The 518-nt window shown below is 51.7% G+C and carries 1 protein-coding gene; it reads left to right on the top strand.

What is annotated here, in order from left to right:
• The coding region (locus AB6731_RS22915) for an EF-Tu/IF-2/RF-3 family GTPase (RefSeq protein WP_274929421.1) at positions 1 to 518 on the top strand (518 nt) is incomplete at both ends.

Consider the following 518-nt stretch of genomic DNA (forward strand, 5'->3'; position numbering starts at 1 on the left):
GACAAGCCGTTCCTGCTGCCAATCGAAGACGTATTCTCCATCTCCGGTCGTGGTACCGTTGTTACCGGTCGTGTTGAGCGCGGTATCATCAAAGTTGGCGAAGAAGTTGAAATCGTTGGTATCAAAGAGACTGCTAAGTCTACCTGTACTGGCGTTGAAATGTTCCGCAAACTGCTGGACGAAGGCCGTGCTGGTGAGAACGTAGGTGTTCTGCTGCGTGGTATCAAACGTGAAGAAATCGAACGTGGTCAGGTACTGGCTAAGCCAGGCTCAATCAAGCCACACACCAAGTTCGAATCTGAAGTGTATATCCTGTCCAAAGACGAAGGCGGCCGTCATACTCCGTTCTTCAAAGGCTACCGTCCACAGTTCTACTTCCGTACAACTGACGTGACCGGTACCATCGAACTGCCAGAAGGCGTTGAGATGGTAATGCCAGGCGACAACATCAAGATGGTTGTGACGCTGATCCACCCAATCGCGATGGACGACGGTCTGCGTTTCGCAATCCGTGAAGG

Origin of the sequence: Enterobacter sp. RCC_40, assembly GCF_041360735.1 — a bacterium.
In the GTDB taxonomy this organism is placed as follows: domain Bacteria; phylum Pseudomonadota; class Gammaproteobacteria; order Enterobacterales; family Enterobacteriaceae; genus Enterobacter; species Enterobacter ludwigii.